Origin of the sequence: Bradyrhizobium brasilense (assembly GCF_029714345.1) — a bacterium.
Taxonomy (GTDB): domain Bacteria; phylum Pseudomonadota; class Alphaproteobacteria; order Rhizobiales; family Xanthobacteraceae; genus Bradyrhizobium; species Bradyrhizobium australafricanum.
Genome location: NZ_CP121669.1, coordinates 1,138,881 through 1,153,959, shown reverse-complemented (window position 1 = coordinate 1,153,959; position 15,079 = coordinate 1,138,881). Strand labels below are relative to the sequence as shown.

The window sequence follows — 15,079 nt, the reverse complement described above, 5'->3', positions numbered from 1 at the left end:
TCGGCGGCACATCGATGGCCGCGACTGGCACGCTATTCGACGACGTTCCGATCGCGGAGCGCAAGGGCGAGGACCTTTACAATCGCGCCTTTGTCGTCTCCGCCTATGCCGGGATGACTGACCTGCTGCTGGAGCACAAGAAGACCTACGAGCCCGGTATCTATGCACGCTTTGTTGCCGATGACGGCGCGGACGGATGGCGTCAAGCGATGGCCGACAGCGACATCGCTTGGCCAGGCTTGGTGTTCGATGCGCTGCGAGCCCTCGATAACGCACGAATCGACGTGATTGCGACGCGGCATCAGATTCGCAATGCTGACGTTCAGTTCGTCGTGACCGTTTGCCACTTCGATGCTAGCGCCAGGGTTCTGCATCGTGTCCCGGTGGAGGCCGACGGGGAAGCGGAAGGCCGGCGCGCGGCCTGACGGCGCGCGTCGCAATCGTCATGCTTGCAGCAATCTCCCCGGTTCGTAGCCTGCTGCTCGCCATCTTTATGCTCATGGCGGGAAGCGGGTTTATGGCGACGCTCCTGAGTTTGCGGCTCGAGCGGGCGGGACAGGGCACGATCGTGATCGGCGCGGTGGCGACCGCCTATTTTGCCGGGCTGGTCGTCGGAGCCCTGCGCTCGGGGCGTATCGTCCGGCGCGTGGGACATATCCGCGCCTTTGCGGCGTTCGTTGCGCTTCTCTCCGCGAGCACGCTCGGCTACGCGCAAATCATCCATCCTCTGCTCTGGTCGGGACTGCGGCTGATCGACGGCTTCTGCGTCGCCGGCGTCTTCGTCTGTCTCGAGAGCTGGCTAAACGAACGCGCTGACGCGGCCTCGCGCGGCAGCATTCTAGCGGCCTACATGGTTGCACTATATTGCGGACAGGCGGTGGGACAGTTGCTGTTAGGAGCCAGCGGTGATTTGCCTGCTGTTCCGTTTCAACTAGCGTCAATGCTAATCTCGCTCGCGATCATTCCACTTTGTCTCACACGCAACTCGGCGCCGCCGCCTGCCGAAGCCGCGGCGTTCGGAACCCGAACACTCTTTGCCGCATCACCCCTCGGTGCTGTCGGAGCAATGACGACCGGCTTGATGTTAGGGGCATTTTACGGATTGGCCGCAGTGCAGGTTCGACGCCTAGGGTTCGATTTATCGCAGACAGCCCACTTCATGATGATCGTGATTCTTGGCGGCGTGATCCTGCAATGGCCGCTCGGACGCATTTCCGACCGCTATGATCGTCGCCAGGTCATCGTGCTCAGTTTCGCGGCAACCCTGTGTATCAGCCTGGGCATCTCCTTTCTCTCGTCGGTCGGCCCGTGGCTGCTGATTCTCGGAACAATGTTTGGTGGCCTCAGCTTTGCGCTCTATCCACTCTGCGTGGCCCATTGCAACGACCGTCTGCACGCCGCACAACGTATCGCCGCAAGCGGACGGCTGGTGCTGTTGTATTCCGTCGGCGCCGCGCTCGGGCCGATCGGTGGAGCGATATTCATGACAGGCTGGAGCAGCGGCGGGCTTTTCCTTTTCATCGCCCTTTGCGCCGGCGGCGCGGCCGCGTTCGGCATGTGGCGGCAGACGGCAACCCCACCTGTTCCTGCACCCGAGCAGCAGGACTTTCAGATTCTTCCACGCACGACGCCGATTGCATCGCTGCTTGACCCCAATACGCCCGACGCAGCGGTGATCGGAGAACAGCAATCGTGAATGCCCCCGTTTCCGCACCTGATCCAACTGCTGATCGCGCCACGTTGCGCCGTGCGATTGCCGCCTCTGCCGTCGGCAATGCGACGGAATGGTTCGACTACGGCATTTATGCGTATGGCGTGACGTACATTTCCGCGGCACTGTTTCCCGGCGACGTCGGGGAAGCGGTGCTTTTTGCGTTGGCCACGTTCGCGATCTCCTTCCTCATACGGCCGCTAGGCGGGATATTCTGGGGATCGCTGGGAGACCGGGTGGGCCGAAAATCCGTGTTGGCGCTAACGATACTGCTGATGTCGGGCGCGACGCTGTGCGTCGGGCTTATTCCTCCCTACAACAGCGTCGGCTTCTGGGCGCCACTGTCGCTCGTTCTTCTCCGCATCGTACAGGGCTTTTCGACCGGTGGCGAATACGGCGGCGCCGCGACGTTCATGGCCGAGTACGCTCCCGATGACCGACGCGGCTTTTATGGGAGTTTCCTGGAGTTCGGAACGCTGGCCGGCTTCTCGCTGGGCGCATTCCTGATGTTATCCTTCTCGCTCTTTCTGGGTGATCAGGCGATGCACGACTGGGGATGGCGCGTTCCGTTTCTGGTCGCCGCGCCAATGGGCCTCGTCGGCGCGTATCTGCGCGCGAGAATGGAAGATACGCCGGTCTTCCGTGCCCACGAAACCGCAAGCCAGGCACGATCCTCACCAGGCCTGATCGCCCTTCTGGCACGTCACCGGCGTCCTATGCTCGTCGTCGGCGGCCTGGTGGTTGCGCTCAATGTCGTCAATTATACGCTGCTCAGCTACATGCCAACCTATCTTCAGAGCCGCATCGGCCTGTCGCCGGATGAGGCGCTTGCGGTGCCGCTCCTCGGCATGCTGTTCATGATGCTGTTCCTGCCATTTGCTGGCCGGCTCTCGGACCGAATCGGGCGCCGTCCGATGTGGAGCTTCTCCCTGATCGGGTTGTTTCTGCTGGTGGCCCCTCTCTACATGCTCATGGGCACGGGCCTCGTCGGCGCCTGTGTCGGCTTCATTCTGCTCGGGCTGCTCTACGTACCGCAACTCGCGACCATTTCGGCGACTTTCCCGGCCATGTTTCCCACCCGTGTGCGTTTCGCCGGCTTCGCCGGCGCTTACAACATTTCGACATCCATTTTTGGCGGCACGGCGCCGGCAATCAACAGCGGCCTTATCTCTGTTACCGGGAACGAGCTGATGCCGGCCTATTACATGATGGCTACATGCGTTGTTGGGCTGATCGCGCTGCGCTTCATGCCGGAGACAGCCGGACGGACTCTTTATGAAGATCCTTTCGCGCGATAGGCTCTAGCTAGCACGCCAAACTTCCGACGCCGAGGAACGGCTGGAGCGCCTTTATGCGGCCATTGAGACCGGCGCTATCGACGGTGCCGATGGATCCGGATCCCTCAAGAACCGGATCGCCGCGTTGATGGCAAGCCGGGGTAGGGCCGTTGTGGCTCTCCATTGTGCGAAGAAGTCGAGTGCAACCCCCATCCAGATTGACCCGATCGCTATCGATCGGTTCACCCGCCTGATGCGTCAGCAACTCGTGTCGGGCGACGTCGCTGCTCGGAAGGCCTATCTCGCAAGCGTGGTCGACGCGATCATCGCGTCGGAGGACCGTCGGCTCAAATGACAACATCCGGTCCGTTTTCGGCCGAAAGGGTCAACCCAAACCTTGGTTTCATAAATCTGTTCAGGAATGGTGCCCAGGGGCGGGATCGAACCACCGACACTGCGATTTTCAGTCGCATGCTCTACCAACTGAGCTACCTGGGCATACCCGCGGGGCCGAAAGGCCGGAGCGAGCGGGCGGTTTATAGAGAGGTCGGGGCGCCGTGTCCACCCGCCTTCGCCAAAGGCTTCGGCACGGCGAGCCCGCCCGGCACTCTTTCCCCAACTTGTTGGGAAATCTTGGCTATTCCGGGTCCTCCGCGTCGTCCTCGCGGCCTGGGACGACATAGCGGCCGGTCAGCCAGCGGTTGAGGTCGACGTCGCGGCAGCGCGCCGAGCAGAACGGGCGGAAGGCCTGCTCGACGGGCTTGCCGCAGATCGGGCAGGCACGCGGGGTGGCAGAGGGTATGGCCTTGGGCGTTCGGGCTTGGTCGGTCATGGCTGGGCCGGAGTTTACATCATCTGCCGCATGTTCCGCTGCGCTCCCCTCTGCTTGCGGGTAGGGCAATCGCATATGCGTCTTCGCCGGCCGCGCAGGTGCTTGGCCTCGTGGCTCGAGACGGCGACCTCGCCCGCAAGCGCAGGGCGAAAGCCTCGGAGCGAGGGGCGTCTCCGCGATTTCTGGATAATGGAAGAATGCCGCTGATTTGCCCGACGAGTCAAGTTGTCGTGTCGAACGCCCGCAGCCGCCGGCTACTTTGCATGGGGTTGTTTTCGATATTTTGGCAGCGCGCCCCCTGCGGCAGGCTATCGCGTCCGGCTATCGGCCTCGTTGCATAGCCCGGCCATGACGATGTGGAGCAGTTGGGGTGGGGGGTCTCACCGCGAGTCGTTCAGGAGGAAAGAGCCCCACCCGTATCGCATCTGCGATGCGACCTCAGTGGATACCTCACACCGCGACGGAGTTGAGCCAGCCGTGGCGGATCGGAAAGCCCTCGCCGCCGAGCAAGGTCACGGTCTCGTAGAGCGGCAGGCCGACCACATTGGTGTAGGAGCCAACCATCTTGACCACGAACGATCCGGCAATGCCCTGCACCGCGTAGCCGCCGGCCTTGCCGCGCCATTCGCCGGAGCCGATATAGGCCTGGATGTCGTCCTCGCTGAGCCGCTTGAAGCGCACGCGCGTTTCGACCAGGCGCTGACGGAATGCCTCGCGCGGCGTCACCACGCAGATCGCGGTGTAGACGCGGTGATTGCGGCCCGACAGCAGCCGCAGGCACTGCGCGGCCTCGTCGACCAGATTGGCCTTGGGCAGGATGCGGCGGCCGACCGCGACCACGGTGTCGGCGGCAATGATGAAGGAGCCGCGCAGGTCGTCGTCAAGATGCACCGATTTCAGCGCCGCGTCGGCCTTGGCACGCGCCAGGCGGTTGGCACAGGCGCGCGGCAACTCGCCCCGCCGCGGAGTCTCGTCGACATCGGCCGGGCGCAGCGCATCGGGCTCGATGCCGGCCTGGTTGAGCAGGGCCAGCCGCCGCGGCGAACCGGAAGCAAGAACGAATTTGGGACGGCCTAGCATGCGGGCTTTTGGGCTGAATCGGGAGGACGGACGCGGGCGGAACCTATCGGATGGGGCATGGATGCACAACCTTGGAACCGGCTGCGAATCGCGCCCCCGCCTGGAGACCAGGCCCCATAAGCACAGCTGTTTGTCAGTCTGGCGACAAGCGGCGGTTCTGCGAATCGGAACACGCTGGTCCGCTCGCCTCGCCGAGCCTCACAGGTTTGCCGCGCCGGCCTTGGCAAAGCGGCGGCGGATGCGCAGCAAGAGGCCGTCGCAGACTTCGCGGTAGGCGGCGAGCTTCTGCTCGCGGTTGCCGCTGGTGCCGGTCGGATCCTGCGTCGGCCAGTATTCGACATCGGCGGCGAGCGTGCGGGTGAGATCCAGCGCCCTGTGGTGCGCCTCCGGCGACAGCGTGATGATGAGATCGAAGTTCAGCCCCTCCCAGTCCTCGAGCTCCTCGAAGGTTTGCGGCTTGTGGCTGGAAATGTCCTGGCCGAGTTCGGCCATCACCGAGACGGCGAACGGGTCGAGCTCGCCCTTCTTGACGCCGGCCGAGCGGACATAGAGGCCTTGCGGAAACATCTGCTGCAGCAGGCTTTCGGCCATCGGCGACCGCACGCTGTTCAGGCCGCATGCGAACAGCACGGCCTGGGGATTGCGCGCGCGCGGCGCTTCCATGCGATCAGGCTTTTTTCGATCGGGGTACGCCCCCGTCAATCACCGCTTCACCGATCATGCGCCCTCACCCTTCCAGTGCAGCACAGTGATCAGCGTGAACAGCCGCCGCGCGGTCTCGAAATCGACGCGCACCTTGCCCTTGAGCCGCTCCTGCAGCGTGCGCGAGCCCTCGTCATGGATGCCGCGGCGGCCCATGTCGATCGCCTCGATCTTGTCCGGCGTCGCGGTCCGGATCGCCTGATAGTAGCTGTCGCAGATCATGAAGTAGTCCTTCACGACGCGGCGGAACGGGGTCAGCGATAACAGATGCGCGACCACCGGCGCGCCGTCCTCCTTGCGGATATCGAACATCAGCCGGTTGCCGGTGATCGCGATATGCAGGGTGTAAGGCCCCGGCCCGGCGGCGCCCTCGGGCGCGAACAGGTTCTGCTCGATCAAATCGTAGATCGCGATCGCCCGCTCATGCTCGATATCGGGCCCGGAACGGCCGATCGATTCCTCGTCGAGCGTCACCGCGACGATGCGATTGTTGGAATCCTCGTCGTCTGGTGGCTTGTTCATGAGAGGTTGAGGCGCAATCCGACGGAACGTGAATGGGCATCGAGACCCTCGGCCTGGCCGAGCGTCATCGCGGCGGGCCCGAGCGCACGGAGTTGATCCGGCCCGCACCGCAGGATCGAGGTTCGCTTCATGAAGTCAAGCACCCCGAGGCCGGAAGAGAACCGCGCCGAGCGCGCGGTCGGCAGCACATGGTTGGAGCCGCCGACATAATCGCCGATCGCCTCCGGGGTATGAGCCCCGAGGAAGATCGCCCCGGCGTTGCGGACCTTGTTCGACAGGCCCTCGGCATCCGCAGTCATGATCTCGAGATGCTCGGCCGCGATCGCATTGGCGAGCTCGACCGCGTCGTCGAGTTTTGCCACCTTGATCACCGCACCGAAGTCGTTCCACGAGGTGCGGGCGATCTCTGCGCGCGGCAAGGTCGCAAGCTGCGTCTCGACCGCGCGCTCGACGTCGGCGGCGAGCCGTGCACTGTCGGTGATCAGGATCGACTGCGCGCTGACGTCATGCTCGGCCTGCGCCAGGAGATCGGCCGCGATCCAGTCGGCATTGCCGGTGTCGTCGGCGATGACCAGCACCTCGGAGGGCCCGGCGATCATGTCGATGCCGACCTTGCCGAACACCAGCCGTTTTGCCGCGGCGACATAGGCGTTGCCGGGGCCGACGATCTTGGCGACCGGCGCGATCGTCGCGGTGCCGTAGGCCAGCGCGGCCACCGCCTGGGCGCCGCCGACCCGGTAGATTTCCGACACGCCGCCGAGATGGGCGGCGGCGAGCACCAGCGGGTTGAGCTTGCCGTCCGGCGCCGGAACCACCATCACCACCCGCGGCACGCCTGCGACCTTGGCCGGCACCGCGTTCATCAGCACCGAGGACGGATAGGCCGCGGTGCCGCCGGGCACATAGAGCCCGACCGCATCGACCGCGCTCCAGCGCCAGCCGAGCTCGACGCCGGCGGCATCGGTGAAGCGCTCGTCCTTCGGCAACTGGCGGCGGTGGAAGGTCTCGATGCGGTCGCGCGCGAATCTCAGGGCCTCGACGGTCTTGGGGTCGCAGGCCGCAACCGCGGCGTCGATCTCGGCTGCGGTAATGCGCAGGCCGGCCGCCTCGATATCGAGCCGGTCGAACTTTTTGGTCGCCTCGAGCAGCGCCGCATCGCCGCGGGCCGCCACGTCGTCGACGATCGCGCGGGTGGCGCGCTCGACGTCAGCCGATACCTCGCGCTTGGCCGCCAGGAAATCGCGGAATCGCTGCTCGAAATCGGCGCTCTGTCGGTCCAGGCGAACGGGCATGACGGCTTTCTTAGGAGGAATTCGGGTCCCTGCTCAATGGCGCGACGGATAATGGCCGTCAACCCTTGGGGGATGTCATTCCGGGATGGTCCGAAGGACCAGACCCGGAATCTCGAGATTCCGGGTTCGGTCCGGAGCCTGTCATCGGGCCGCGCTTTGCGCGGACCCGTTGGGACCGTCCCGGAATGACGTGCCCAATCACCCCGGCGCCACGCCGAGATCGTCGATGCCCAGATCGGTCAATTCGCACTCCAGGCACTCGACATCCAGCCGCAGCGCCCCGCCATGGCCGAACATCAGGAGCGCGCTGCCGCCCGGCAGGTCGGAGGCATAGAACTCGATCCCGAGCAGTTCCAGGGTGGCTTCCGGGGCCTCCAGGTCGATATTGCGCGACTTGCATGCCAGCACCCGGTCGAACCTGAGCGCGGCGATCAGCCGCCGCGAGCAGGTGCCGCCCGACAGGGTCTGCTCCCAGTCCAGCCGGTTCAGGCCGATCACGAGCCGCTTCTCGTCCTGGCGCCAGACGATGTCGGAGGGCTGGACGTGGGCGTCCTGCACATGGGTCGAGATGACCGCGAGGTCATCGGCATCGAGGGCAATCAGTTTCAGCGGCGCGGGTGGGGACATGACGGTGGTTATAACGCCTCGCGGCCCGGGAGGTACCAAGAGACCTGGCGAAATCGCCGCTCGAGGGAACCGGCCACCGCGCTTCAGAGGCGATTGATGTCCTCGCTCTCCAGCACCGGCCTGGGGTAGCCGTCGCGGGCGACCTTCAGCATGGCGCGGCCGAGCTGTTCCGATGTCGTCATGTAGCTCGGGGCGACCCGCACCAGAAAGGAAAGCAGCGGCGAGGTCGCGAGATAGATCGCCTGCACCCAGCCGGTCTTGGAGCGGACGCCATGCAGCGGCTGGATCCCGGCGGGCCGGAACATGTAGGCGGCCTTGAACGGCAGCTTGAGCAGATCGTTCTCGGTCTTGCCCTTCACCCGCGCCCACATCAACGGGCCGCGCTCGGTGGAATCGGTGCTGCGTCCCGTGACATAGGTGAACACCATGCCGGGATTGAGCCGCGCCAGCACCGTCGCCGCGGCCAGTGTGATGTCGTAGGTGAGATGGCGGTAGCGTGCCTCGTCCATGCCGATCGAGGAGACGCCGAGGCAAAAGAAGCAGGCGTCGTAGCCGGCAAGCTGCGGTTCGATCGCGCTGTAATCGACGAAATTGTCGTGGATCAACTCGACAAGCTTGGCATCGCGCTGCCCGGTCGGGCTGCGCCCAACCGCGAGCACGCGCTCGACACCGGGATCGAGCAGGCATTCGCGCAGCACGCCCTGCCCGACCATGCCGGTCGCGCCGAACAGGATGACCTTCATCTCGATTGCCCCGCTGCCGCCCGATCCGTTCAGGCGGCGGTTGCGACCTGATCAAACGATACACCGGTCAGCGCAGCCGAGATATCCCATAGCCGCTCCGCTACCGCGGTGTCCCTGGCGTGCGGCATGATGCGCGCCGGCGCAGGTGGGCCCTTCAACTCATAGAATCCGTTGGGCCCGTAATAGCCGCCCGGCTGGGCCGCGGCTGAGGTCGCCGCGAACAGCGTCGGCAACGCGCCCGCCGCCGCGGAGTGGCTCATGATCGGCTGCAAATATCGACCGAACCGCCACGACAGGCTGTCGGTGCCGGGACCGTTCGGGATCAACTCGGTGCGCGCGTAGCCGGGATGCGCGGCATTGCTCATCAGTCCCCAGCCGTTGATCGCACTGCGACGCTGCAATTCGAGCGCGAACATCAGCATCGCAAGCTTCGACTGGCAGTAGGCGCGCCACGGCGCGTAGGAACGGCGGGCCTGCAGATCGTCGAAATTGATGACGCCGGAGCGATGCGCAAGGCTGGAGAGATTGACGACGCGGGTGTTGTGGCCGCGGCGGAGCTGCGGCAACAGCAGCGCGGTCAACGCATAGTGGCCGAGATAGTTGGTGCCGAACTGCATCTCGAACTCGTCAGCGGTCACCTGCCGCTTCGGCAGCGACATCACCGCGGCATTGTTGATCAGGAGATCGAGCGCGGTATGCGTGGCGGCGAAGCGCCCGGCGAAATCGGCGACCGATGCGAGGTTCGCGAGGTCCAGCGTTTCATAGGTCACCGCGGCATCGGGAAGCTGCGAGCGGATCCGCGCCAGCGCGTCCTGCCCCTTGGCGCCGTTGCGGCCGGTGAGCACGACATCGGCGCCGGCGCGCGCCAGTTCCAGCGCGGTCTCGTAGCCGAGTCCGCCGGTAGCGCCGGTGATCACGGCGGTCCTGCCGCCCTGCCGCGGAATGTCTGCAGTGCTCCAGCCGGTCATGCTTATATCTCCTTGCGACACGATTCGGGTTTCTTGTCGGGTTCTTGCGGGTCCAGCCGCATCCGACGAAATGTGCACTAAGTGCATTTTTGCAAGGGGTGAAAAATTGCAACGTCCGGCGCCCGTGCGCAAACCGGCCAGGAAATCGGCCAAGAAACCGGTCAAGTCGATGCAATCCAAAGCGAATCCGGCGCCGCCGGCGGCGGGCCTGCGCGCACGCAAGCGGCAGGAGACCCGGGAACGGCTGACCAAGGCGGCGATGATGCTGTTTCTCGAGCGCGGCTTTGAGGCGACCACGCTCGACGACATCGTCGCCGCCGCCGACGTCTCGCGCCGCACCTTCTTTCACTATTTCGCCTCGAAGGAAGACGTGGTGCTGGCCTGGCAGGAGGACGGTACCGCGGCACTGATCGCAGCCGTTGCGGCGCGCCCGGCCACTGAATCCATGCTGCAGGCCGCCGAGAACGCCATCGCCGACATGGTCAAGCAGATCGACCCGCGCGAGGCGGTCGCGCTGGCGCGGCTGAAGCGCGACAATCCAGCGCTGCAGGCGCGCGATCAGGCCAAATATGAAAGGCTTGAGCGTGAGCTCGCCAACGCGTTGCTCAAGCGCGCCAACCACAAGAACGACCGGATGAAAGCCCGGCTGGTCGCAATGATCACGACCGGCGCGATGCGCGTCGGCAGCGAACTCTGGGCCGACGATGGCGCCCGCGAGAAGCCGGACCTGGTCGCCAAGCGCCTGTTCGCCGCGATCCGCGCGATTTTTGAGTGAGCGAGCCGATCACGGCGCTTCCGAAACATAGTCCTCGTAAGGCGAGCACATGCTTCGGACTCCTCCCCCTTGTGGCAGGGCAATCGCATATGGCCGTTTGAGGCGATCGGAGTTCCCACAAACTCGTCATGCCCGGGCTTGTCCCGGGCATCCACGTCTTCGTTTCCACGCGAAGAGAAGACGTGGATGGCCGGGACAAGCCCGGCCATGACGGCGCGGAAGAATCGGTTCATTCCATATGCGATAGCCCTGCCCTTGTGGGGAGAGGAGTGAGCCACCGGGCGAGGTGGATTGAGGCTGCGCAATGTTGAGACGCGCGGTGCAGAGCACAGCCCCTCTCACCTTCAGCCCTTGATGAACGCCAGCAGGTCGGCGTTGATCGTCTCGGCTTCGGTGGTCGGCATGCCGTGCGGAAAACCCTTATAGGTCTTCAGCGTGCCGTTCTTCAGAAGCTTGGCCGAGAGCGGGGCGGAGTCGGCGTAGGGCACGATCTGGTCGTCGTCGCCATGCATCACCAGCACCGGAACGTTGATCTTCTTCAGATCCTCGGTGAAGTCGGTCTGCGAGAACGCGACGATGCCGTCGTAATGGGCCTTGGCGCCGCCCATCATGCCCTGCCGCCACCAGTTCTGGATCACGGCCTCCGACGGTTTTGCGCCGGGCCGGTTGTAGCCGTAGAACGGCCCGGCCGGCAGATCGCGGTAGAATTGCGAGCGGTTGGCGGCGAGTTGGGCCTGCAAGCCGTCGAATACCGACTTCGGCAAGCCGCCGGGATTATTCGCCGTCTGCACCATCAACGGCGGCACCGCGCTCAGGATCGCAGCCTTCGCCACCCGGCTCTCGCCGTGGCGGGCGATGTAGTGCACCACCTCGCCGCCGCCGGTGGAATGGCCGACATGGACGGCGTTCTTCAGATCGAGATGCGCGGTGACGGAAGCGAGGTCGTCGGCATAGTGATCCATGTCATGACCGTCGGCGACCTGGGCGGAGCGGCCGTGGCCGCGGCGGTCATGGGCGACGACGCGAAAGCCGTGCCCCAGGAAGAACAGCATCTGCGCGTCCCAGTCGTCCGACGACAGCGGCCAGCCATGGCTGAACACGATCGGCTGCCCCGAGCCCCAATCCTTGTAGAAGATCTCGACGCCGTCTTTGGTGGTGATGGTGGGCATTTGATTGCTCCTCTTTGTTGCCAATGCGTCATTCCGGGGCACGCGAAGCGTGAACCCGGAATCTAGAGATTAGATTGCGAGATTCCGGGTTCGACGCTGCGCGTCGCCCCGGAATGACGAGGTGTTATCAGATCAGGCGAACGTGACCGGCCTGAACCGGCGCCAGGCGCCGATGATCACCACGGCGAAGAACACCAGCACAATGCCCTGCACCACGGCAAAGACCGGCCCGGATGGCGGGTTCGGCGGCACGGCTGGCGCCAGCGCCTGCAACGCCGGCACCTTGAGGAAGCTCTGGATGACCAGCACGAAGACGTTGAGATAGAGCGAGACCATCGCGGTCACGATATAGATCGGACGCCAGACACCCTTGAGTTGCATCGCATAGAGCGCAATGCAGGCAATCGCGAGCAGCACCAGCGAAAGCCCGCCGATGATGTGCGACGGCAACAGCTTCTCGGTCACCAAAGGCGGGATCACGAAGCCGGTGGCGCTGGTGAGGATCGTGAGCGCGAGGAAGATCGCGGTCAGCCCCGGCATCGCGCGCGAGCCGAGCAGCCCGAACATCACGAGCACGCCGGCGACGATTGCAATCAGGCTGATAATGACGTGCACAAGCACCAATGTCGTCATGTGGCGCACTCCCCGTTGAGACCCGCGTGCGAGGTTACGATGCGTGACGGAAAATTGCTACATGCTTCGATGGCAGGACGGCCGACATCTCATCAAAAATTGCAGGCGCCGGCGACTGCTGAAAATTTTCGCACGCATGTCACACGATGCGGCACGTGCGCCGTGTAAGAAGCTGAATCAATCATAGCGCGGGATCGGTCCGTTATGCGGTGTCTTGCGCTTCGACAGGTCGAACAGCACCTCGTCGACATAGCACCAGCCCCAGCCTTCCGGCGGATCGTAGCCCTCGATCACGGCATGGCCGGTGGCGTGGAAATGCGCCGTCGCGTGCCGGTTCGGCGAATCGTCGCAGCAGCCGACATGACCGCAGGTCCGGCAGATGCGCAAATGCAGCCAGCGGCTGCCGCTCTTCAGGCATTCCTCGCAGCCAAGCGCGCTCGGCGTGACATCCTGGATGCCGGCGATATGGGTGCAGCCTTTCGTCATTTTTTGGGCCCTTACCTGTCGCAGCTATCTGATCCGTCATCCTGAGGTGCGAGCTCTTGCGAGCCTCGAAGGATGCACGGCCACACTGTGGCCGATTCATCCTTCGAGACGCCGCTTCGCGGCTCCTCAGGATGACGGGAAAACGTTTGCGTGCGTCGCATCGACATTGCTACAGCGTCGGACTGCCCGCGTCAGCGAGATAGCCGTGCAGCGCGGCGACGACCTGCGCGCCCTCGCCGATCGCGCCGCCGACGCGCTTGACCGATCCGGAGCGGACGTCGCCGACCGCGAACACGCCGGGCACTGTGGTCTCGAGCAGCGGCACGGCGCGCGCGCCTTCACCGGTCTGCACGCCGGTCATCACGAAGCCGCCGCGGTCGACCTGCACGCCGCAGCCCTCGAGCCAGCCGGTCGCCGGATCGGCGCCGACAAACAAAAAGAGATTGCGGATATCCATGGTGAACTCGTCGGGCGCGAGCCGGCTGCGCCAGCGCACCCGCTGCAGCGTCTCCGCGCCATCGAGCCCGATCACCTCGGTGTTGAACATCAGTTCGATATTCGGCGTCGCCTCGATGCGCTCGATCAAATAGCGCGACATGCTGGCTCCGAGCCCGCCGCCGCGGATCATCATGTTGACCTTGCGGGCATGCGCCGACAGGAACACCGCCGCCTGCCCCGCGGAGTTGCCGCCGCCGACCAGCACGACGTCCTGGTTGGCGCAGAGCCGCGCCTCGATCGGCGAGGCCCAGTACCAGACGCCGCGGCCTTCAAACGCATCGAGATTGTCGATCTCTGGCCGGCGATAGCGCGCCCCGCTGGCGACCACTACCGATTTCGCGCGCAGCGTATGCCCGCAGGCGGTGTCGAGCACGAATGCGCCGGACGCTTTCGTGCAGTCGAGCGATTTGATCGAGACCGGGATCAGCATCTCGGCGCCGAATTTCTGCGCCTGGTTAAAGGCGCGCCCGGCCAGCGCCTGGCCGGAGATGCCGGTCGGAAAGCCCAGATAGTTTTCGATGCGCATGCTGGCGCCGGCCTGGCCGCCGAAGGCGCGGGAATCGAACACCGCAACCGACAGGCCTTCCGACGCCGCATAGACCGCGGTGGCAAGCCCGGCCGGGCCGCTGCCGACCACGGCGACATCGTAGAGTTTTTCATGCGCACTGTTGCCGATCATGCCGAGCGCCATCGCAAGCGCGGTCTCGGACGGATTGCGCAGCACCGTACCGTTGGGACAGACCACCAGTGGCAGCTCGGCGCGCGTCGGCGAATAGCGCGCGACGAGGTCGCCGGCATCCTTGTCGGTCTCGGGGTCGAGGAAGTGGTGCGGCTGGCCGTTGCGCGCCAAAAAATTCTGCAGCGAGGCCATGTTGCCGACCGAGGCGGGGCCGATCAGCACCGGCCCGCCGGCGCCGCCCTGGATCAGGCTAACGCGGCGCAGGATCAGCGCGCGCATGATGCGTTCGCCGAGATCTGCCTCGGCAACCAAAAGCGCGCGCAGCCGGTCGGGCGGCAGCAGCAGCGTCTCGACCACCCCATCGGCATGGCCGTCGACCAGCGCCGGGCGGCCGGAGAGCTGGCCGATCTCGGCGAGGAACTGGCCCGGTCCCTGGTCGATGATCGGCGCGACATGGCCGAGGCCGTCGCGCTGGGTGATCGAGACGTTGCCCGATAGCACCACGAACATGCCGGGCCCGGGTTTGCCGGTCTCGAACAGCGCCTCGCCGTCCTGGTATGCGCGCGGCTCGCCGAAGCGGCGCATCCGCTCGATCTCGTGCGCGGTCAGGGTCGGAAAGGTCTGCTCATGGCGCGGGAAGGCGTAGGCGGTTGCGCTCAGCCGATCGATCGTCGTCTCATCTACAGCCATCTCGGCGACCCGCTTCCTTATGACAATGCGCACGAACCGGGTTAACGGCGCGGCTCGTTTCCGCCGGCGTCATCTAGCGAGCCGCCATCTAGCGAACCATGGGCGGCTTCGGAAGAGGCCGCATCATCACGACCGCGCGCCTGCGATTTCCGCCGCTTCAGGTTTTCGCGCAGCGCCAGCTTGAGACGATCCTGTCGTGAATCCTTCACGCGGGCTCCGGCCTGCCCGCCGCCTCTGTCCTGGTCGCCTGTCATTGCAAAACTCTCGAACCGCCGCCGCCCTGCGCGAGGCGAGCATAGCCAATGGCGGATGCCCGCGCACCCTGCCCGGCGGCCAGTTGCGGCGATATGATTCGGCGGCAAGCGCGGATCGGGATGGTTTCGGCGCGATCGGGA

Annotated in this window: 17 protein-coding genes and 1 tRNA gene; 4 read left to right on the top strand and 14 right to left on the bottom strand. The window is 65.0% G+C overall.

The genetic code is table 11. The annotated features are described in order from the left end of the window. Positions 1-14 precede the first annotated feature (14 nt). Genes QA635_RS05210 through QA635_RS05200 form a run of 3 tightly spaced genes read left to right on the top strand, consistent with a single transcriptional unit; the run spans position 15 to position 3,009 of the window. Entirely contained in the window at positions 15-425 is a 411-nt protein-coding gene (locus QA635_RS05210) for a hypothetical protein (protein WP_283067503.1), read from the top strand. 20 nt (positions 426-445) lie between these two features. Then, complete coding sequence (locus QA635_RS05205) at positions 446-1,696, top strand: MFS transporter (protein ID WP_283067501.1); 1,251 nt, start codon at positions 446-448, stop codon at positions 1,694-1,696. After that, positions 1,693-3,009, top strand: a complete 1,317-nt coding sequence (locus QA635_RS05200; RefSeq protein WP_283067499.1) for an MFS transporter — start codon at positions 1,693-1,695, stop codon at positions 3,007-3,009. The genes QA635_RS05205 and QA635_RS05200 overlap by 4 nt, the downstream gene beginning before the upstream one ends. A 401-nt stretch (positions 3,010-3,410) precedes the next feature. On the opposite strand, the gene QA635_RS05195 is transcribed toward QA635_RS05200, so the two are convergent. The 9 genes from QA635_RS05195 to QA635_RS05155 all read right to left on the bottom strand — a co-directional run bounded on the left by QA635_RS05195 (position 3,411) and on the right by QA635_RS05155 (position 9,754). After that, positions 3,411-3,486, bottom strand: a tRNA-Phe gene (locus tag QA635_RS05195). Between the two features lie 139 nt (positions 3,487-3,625). Beyond that, the gene (yacG, locus tag QA635_RS05190; RefSeq protein WP_057018155.1) at positions 3,626-3,820 is read right to left on the bottom strand and encodes a DNA gyrase inhibitor YacG; all 195 of its coding nucleotides are present in this window, start codon (positions 3,818-3,820) and stop codon (positions 3,626-3,628) included. 450 nt (positions 3,821-4,270) lie between these two features. Then, positions 4,271-4,900, bottom strand: coding sequence for a Maf-like protein (locus QA635_RS05185; protein WP_018269043.1), 630 nt, complete (start codon positions 4,898-4,900; stop codon positions 4,271-4,273). 198 nt (positions 4,901-5,098) lie between these two features. After that, the gene (locus QA635_RS05180; protein WP_141342973.1) at positions 5,099-5,563 is read right to left on the bottom strand and encodes an arsenate-mycothiol transferase ArsC; all 465 of its coding nucleotides are present in this window, start codon (positions 5,561-5,563) and stop codon (positions 5,099-5,101) included. A gap of 54 nt (positions 5,564-5,617) precedes the next feature. Further along, positions 5,618-6,124: a UPF0262 family protein gene (locus QA635_RS05175; RefSeq protein WP_016841326.1), complete on the bottom strand. Its 507-nt coding sequence runs from the start codon at positions 6,122-6,124 to the stop codon at positions 5,618-5,620. Then, the gene (gene hisD / locus QA635_RS05170) at positions 6,121-7,416 is read right to left on the bottom strand and encodes a histidinol dehydrogenase (protein WP_283067493.1); all 1,296 of its coding nucleotides are present in this window, start codon (positions 7,414-7,416) and stop codon (positions 6,121-6,123) included. The genes QA635_RS05175 and hisD overlap by 4 nt, the downstream gene beginning before the upstream one ends. Before the next feature lie 198 nt (positions 7,417-7,614). Further along, positions 7,615-8,043: a DUF2948 family protein gene (locus QA635_RS05165; protein ID WP_283067491.1), complete on the bottom strand. Its 429-nt coding sequence runs from the start codon at positions 8,041-8,043 to the stop codon at positions 7,615-7,617. A gap of 83 nt (positions 8,044-8,126) precedes the next feature. Then, positions 8,127-8,786 (bottom strand): Rossmann-fold NAD(P)-binding domain-containing protein, encoded by a 660-nt coding sequence (locus tag QA635_RS05160; protein WP_253638532.1) that lies wholly within the window; start codon positions 8,784-8,786, stop codon positions 8,127-8,129. Positions 8,787-8,815: 29 nt separating this feature from the next. Further along, positions 8,816-9,754, bottom strand: a complete 939-nt coding sequence (locus tag QA635_RS05155) for an SDR family oxidoreductase (protein WP_283067486.1) — start codon at positions 9,752-9,754, stop codon at positions 8,816-8,818. 169 nt (positions 9,755-9,923) lie between these two features. Here QA635_RS05155 and QA635_RS05150 point away from each other — a divergent pair, with 169 nt between their 5' ends. Next, complete coding sequence (locus QA635_RS05150; RefSeq protein ID WP_283067483.1) at positions 9,924-10,529, top strand: TetR family transcriptional regulator; 606 nt, start codon at positions 9,924-9,926, stop codon at positions 10,527-10,529. A 344-nt stretch (positions 10,530-10,873) separates the two neighbouring features. On the opposite strand, the gene QA635_RS05145 is transcribed toward QA635_RS05150, so the two are convergent. The 5 genes from QA635_RS05145 to QA635_RS05125 all read right to left on the bottom strand — a co-directional run bounded on the left by QA635_RS05145 (position 10,874) and on the right by QA635_RS05125 (position 14,938). After that, a complete protein-coding gene (locus QA635_RS05145; protein WP_283067481.1) occupies positions 10,874-11,698 on the bottom strand; it encodes an alpha/beta fold hydrolase in 825 nt (274 codons plus the stop codon). Positions 11,699-11,830: 132 nt separating this feature from the next. Further along, positions 11,831-12,331 (bottom strand): hypothetical protein, encoded by a 501-nt coding sequence (locus tag QA635_RS05140; RefSeq protein ID WP_283067479.1) that lies wholly within the window; start codon positions 12,329-12,331, stop codon positions 11,831-11,833. A 177-nt stretch (positions 12,332-12,508) separates the two neighbouring features. Next, positions 12,509-12,817, bottom strand: coding sequence for a UBP-type zinc finger domain-containing protein (locus QA635_RS05135; RefSeq protein ID WP_283067477.1), 309 nt, complete (start codon positions 12,815-12,817; stop codon positions 12,509-12,511). A 169-nt stretch (positions 12,818-12,986) separates the two neighbouring features. Beyond that, on the bottom strand, positions 12,987-14,684 hold the full coding sequence (locus QA635_RS05130; RefSeq protein WP_283067475.1) for an FAD-dependent oxidoreductase: 1,698 nt from the start codon (positions 14,682-14,684) through the stop codon (positions 12,987-12,989). Positions 14,685-14,725: 41 nt separating this feature from the next. Then, entirely contained in the window at positions 14,726-14,938 is a 213-nt protein-coding gene (locus tag QA635_RS05125) for a hypothetical protein (RefSeq protein ID WP_283067473.1), read from the bottom strand. Positions 14,939-15,079: the final 141 nt, after the last annotated feature.

Excerpts from the sequence above, each read along its gene's own strand:
- QA635_RS05210 (WP_283067503.1), top strand. The coding sequence starts at position 15 with ATGGCCGCGACTGGCACGCTATTCGACGACGTTCCGATCGCGGAGCGC.
- QA635_RS05205 (WP_283067501.1), top strand. The coding sequence starts at position 446 with ATGCTTGCAGCAATCTCCCCGGTTCGTAGCCTGCTGCTCGCCATCTTT.
- yacG (WP_057018155.1), bottom strand. The coding sequence starts at position 3,820 with ATGACCGACCAAGCCCGAACGCCCAAGGCCATACCCTCTGCCACCCCG.
- QA635_RS05185 (WP_018269043.1), bottom strand. The coding sequence starts at position 4,900 with ATGCTAGGCCGTCCCAAATTCGTTCTTGCTTCCGGTTCGCCGCGGCGG.
- QA635_RS05180 (WP_141342973.1), bottom strand. The coding sequence starts at position 5,563 with ATGGAAGCGCCGCGCGCGCGCAATCCCCAGGCCGTGCTGTTCGCATGC.
- QA635_RS05175 (WP_016841326.1), bottom strand. The coding sequence starts at position 6,124 with ATGAACAAGCCACCAGACGACGAGGATTCCAACAATCGCATCGTCGCG.
- hisD (WP_283067493.1), bottom strand. The coding sequence starts at position 7,416 with ATGCCCGTTCGCCTGGACCGACAGAGCGCCGATTTCGAGCAGCGATTC.
- QA635_RS05165 (WP_283067491.1), bottom strand. The coding sequence starts at position 8,043 with ATGTCCCCACCCGCGCCGCTGAAACTGATTGCCCTCGATGCCGATGAC.
- QA635_RS05160 (WP_253638532.1), bottom strand. The coding sequence starts at position 8,786 with ATGAAGGTCATCCTGTTCGGCGCGACCGGCATGGTCGGGCAGGGCGTG.
- QA635_RS05155 (WP_283067486.1), bottom strand. The coding sequence starts at position 9,754 with ATGACCGGCTGGAGCACTGCAGACATTCCGCGGCAGGGCGGCAGGACC.
- QA635_RS05150 (WP_283067483.1), top strand. The coding sequence starts at position 9,924 with ATGCAATCCAAAGCGAATCCGGCGCCGCCGGCGGCGGGCCTGCGCGCA.
- QA635_RS05145 (WP_283067481.1), bottom strand. The coding sequence starts at position 11,698 with ATGCCCACCATCACCACCAAAGACGGCGTCGAGATCTTCTACAAGGAT.
- QA635_RS05140 (WP_283067479.1), bottom strand. The coding sequence starts at position 12,331 with ATGACGACATTGGTGCTTGTGCACGTCATTATCAGCCTGATTGCAATC.
- QA635_RS05135 (WP_283067477.1), bottom strand. The coding sequence starts at position 12,817 with ATGACGAAAGGCTGCACCCATATCGCCGGCATCCAGGATGTCACGCCG.
- QA635_RS05130 (WP_283067475.1), bottom strand. The coding sequence starts at position 14,684 with ATGGCTGTAGATGAGACGACGATCGATCGGCTGAGCGCAACCGCCTAC.
- QA635_RS05125 (WP_283067473.1), bottom strand. The coding sequence starts at position 14,938 with ATGACAGGCGACCAGGACAGAGGCGGCGGGCAGGCCGGAGCCCGCGTG.